Source organism: Neisseria sp. HMSC061H08 (genome assembly GCF_001836795.1).
GTDB lineage: Bacteria > Pseudomonadota > Gammaproteobacteria > Burkholderiales > Neisseriaceae > Neisseria > Neisseria subflava_A.
On record NZ_KV830573.1, the window covers coordinates 1 to 3,354 of the forward strand.

Sequence of the window (3,354 nt, forward strand, 5' to 3'; positions counted from 1 at the left end):
ACAGGCTAAGTGTGCCTGTTGCCGCCTAAAAGACGGCCCGGATGCCTGATTATCGGGTATCCGGGGAGAAAAACGGGGATATTTGGCACGAAAACAGCCGAAAACCTGTGTTTGAGTTTCGGCTGTTAGGGGAGAAGGGAAAAGGGGTATTTTGCAAAAGTCTCCCACTATATATATCGCAGACTCAAATGAAACCTTCCACATCTTGGTATTTGCAACCCACAACAAAAAGGTCGTCTGAAACCCAAATTGGTTTTCAGACGACCTTTCTATTTCAAGGCGATAGGCTTATTTGTTGAAGAAAACCAGCGTCCACGGCAAGACGTAGGCTTGCAGCAGGGTCAACAGACCGACGAAGGTACAGAAAATCAAGCTGTGTTTCACGGTGAAGCGGAACAGGTTGGATTCTTTGCCTTCCAGACCGACTGCCGCGCAGGCGATGGCGATGGATTGCGGCGAAATCATTTTGCCGGTCACGCCGCCGGTGGTGTTGGCAGCGACGGTCAGCTCGGGTACGACGTTGATTTGATGCGCGGTGCTGGCTTGCAGCGAACCGAAGAGCGCGTTGGCGGAGGTGTCCGAACCGGTCAGGAATACGCCCAGCCAGCCGAGGAACGGCGAGAAGAACGGGAACACGGTGCCGGTGGCGGCGAGGACGAGTGCCAATGTGGACGACAGGCCTGAATAGTTTGCCACGAATGCAAAGCCAAGTACCAAGCCGATAGACAGGATGGACAGGCGCAGTTCTTTGAGCGTTTCAAAGAAAGTGCTGACGGCTTCGGAAGGTTTCATTTTCAGCAAAACGGCGGAAACGATGGAAGCAAACAGGATTGCCGTGCCGACTGCGCCGAGGAGGTCGATTTTGAACACGGCGGCGTATGGTGTCGGCTCGCTGACGATGGGCGCGGCTTTTTGTACCAAGTTGTGCAGCATCGGCCAGTCGAATTTGATGGTGGCAACGCCCAAAGCCTCTTTAACGCCCTTAATCGTCCAGACGCTGACAAAAACGGTCAGGATGGCGAAAGGCGACCAGGCTTTGATGATTTGTCCGGCAGTGTATTCGCCCGCTTTGCGCTCGGCCGGTTTTTTCATGCCGTTGAAGGTGAAGATTTCTTTAGGCTGCCATTTTTTCAGGAAGGCAGACAGGCAGACCAGGCTGACCAATGCGGAGGTCACGTCGGGTAACTCGGGGCCGATGAAGTTGGCGGTAATGAACTGGGTAGTGGCGAAAGATACGCCCGCCACCAATACGGCAGGCCAAGTTTGGCGTATGCCGCGCATACCGTCCATCATGGCGACCAACCAGAAAGGAACGATAATCGACAGGATCGGCAGTTGGCGGCCGGCGACCTGACCGATGTGGTAAGGGTCGAGGTTGGACACTTGACCGGCAACCAGAATTGGAATACCCATCGCACCGAAAGCCACAGGCGCGGTATTGGCAATCAAACACAAACCGGCGGCGTAGAGCGGATTAAAGCCCAAGCCCACCAGCAAAGAGGCAGTAATCGCCACTGGCGCACCGAAGCCTGCCGCACCTTCGAGGAACGCGCCGAAGGAGAAGCCGACCAGCAGCATTTGCAGGCGTTGGTCTTCGGTAATCGAAATCACGGAAGCGCGGATGATGTCGAACTGCCCTGTTTTCACGGTAATTTTATACAGGAACACGGCGGTAACAATAATCCATGCAATCGGCCACAAACCGTAAGCAAAGCCGTAAAGCGCGGAAGAAACCGCCATGCCCGCAGGCATTCCGAAGCCTAATATGGCAACGCCAAGCGCAATCAGCAGCGTATAAAGCCCCGCCTGATACCCCTTGAGCTTCAGGATGGTCAGTGCGACGAAGAAGAAGATAATGGGCAGGAGGGCGACGGCAGCCGTCAAATATAGGCTGCCGCCCACTGCGGTATAGTTTTGAATCCAAGTTTCCATTGGGAAAATCTCCGAATATTTTTCTAATATACTTTCCTAAATTGGTAAAACCAATTTTTTGAACGGAGGACACTTTACGAAACTTTAATATGGCAGTCAATTATTTTTTTAAACAACCTTGCTGCATAAGTGCAAAATTGTTATTTAATTTTAAATAAAACAAAACATTATATGAATTGTAAAAATGTAACCCGATATAGTTTTAAACCATATTCGGGTAGAACAAGCCATATTGACGGGATATGGCCGGTTAATTAGAATACCGCGACATTGGGCACACCAATTTGGTCATGCCAATTTTGACGCAGATTGCCATTTCAGACGACCTGCTGCATCACATTATCGGATTTGAGTCTTCCTCATAAAGAAAACATGAGGGAAAAGAGGGAATTAAAATGACAAAACTGGTTCGGCCACAAAAAATCAGCGACCAAATATTGTCGATATTAGAAGAACGGATTGCGACGGGCGTTTACGAAGAAGGCGGCAAAATCCCGCCCGAACGCACGTTGGCGGAAGAATTTGGCGTATCGCGCCCGTCGGTCAGGGTCGCACTGAACATCTTGATTGCGCGACAGGTTTTGGAAGCGCGTCAGGGTGACGGCTATTACGTTTCCGTCAAACCGCAACAAGATTTCCTCCAAAGCTGGCAGGAATTGCTCGGCAAACATACCAACTGGGAAACCGACGTTTTCGATTTCAGCTGCCATATCGAAGGCTGCATGGCATCGCTGGCGGCCGAGCGGCGCACCGATGCCGATTTGAAACGGATTGATTTTTGGCGGCAAAAATTCGAATCCGCCTGCGAAAGCGGCCATCTGGAACATCAAAGCGAAGCCGACGTAAGCTTTCACCAAACCATCGCCGATGCCGCACACAACATCCTCTTCAGCCACCTCTCCGGCGGCCTGCTCAAAATGCTCTACCGCCAGACGCGCAGTATCATCATCTATTCCAACCAAACCGAAGACCCACGCCCCAAGCTGATCGCGCAACACCGCGCCATCTACGAAGCCATACTCGAACGCCGCCCTGCCGATGCCGCCGAAGCCGCCAAAATACACTTAAACTACGTCGCCAACAGCATCTTGCAAAACAGGGAATACAAAAGCCGCAACGAACACGCCGACACGCTGGCGCAGAACGACTTGAAGCGGGCGCAGGACTGGTAAACATTCAACACTTCTCAGATTAGAGCATGAATACTTCGGCGGCTAACCCTTCTTGCTGATATAAGTTCATGCACACAAAGGTCGTCTGAAAACCTGGATGCAAGGTTTTCAGACGACCTTTTTCTATTTCTTGTTTTACACATTAATCCCATACAACAAGATTTGTCTGAAAATTAAACCTATTCAAATACCAATATTTATATAGTGGATTAACTTTAAACCAGTACGGCGTTGCCTCGCCTTGCCGTAC

Annotated in this window: 2 protein-coding genes; one reads left to right on the forward strand and one right to left on the reverse strand. The window is 50.9% G+C overall.

All coding sequences use genetic code 11. The features are described from left to right. Nucleotides 1-288 precede the first annotated feature (288 nt). Nucleotides 289-1,932, reverse strand: a complete 1,644-nt coding sequence (locus HMPREF2675_RS05025) for a lactate permease LctP family transporter (protein ID WP_070814272.1) — start codon at nucleotides 1,930-1,932, stop codon at nucleotides 289-291. A 395-nt stretch (nucleotides 1,933-2,327) separates the two neighbouring features. Here HMPREF2675_RS05025 and HMPREF2675_RS05030 point away from each other — a divergent pair, with 395 nt between their 5' ends. Next, on the forward strand, nucleotides 2,328-3,104 hold the full coding sequence (locus HMPREF2675_RS05030) for a FadR/GntR family transcriptional regulator (protein ID WP_070814273.1): 777 nt from the start codon (nucleotides 2,328-2,330) through the stop codon (nucleotides 3,102-3,104). The last annotated feature ends 250 nt before the right edge of the window (nucleotides 3,105-3,354 follow it).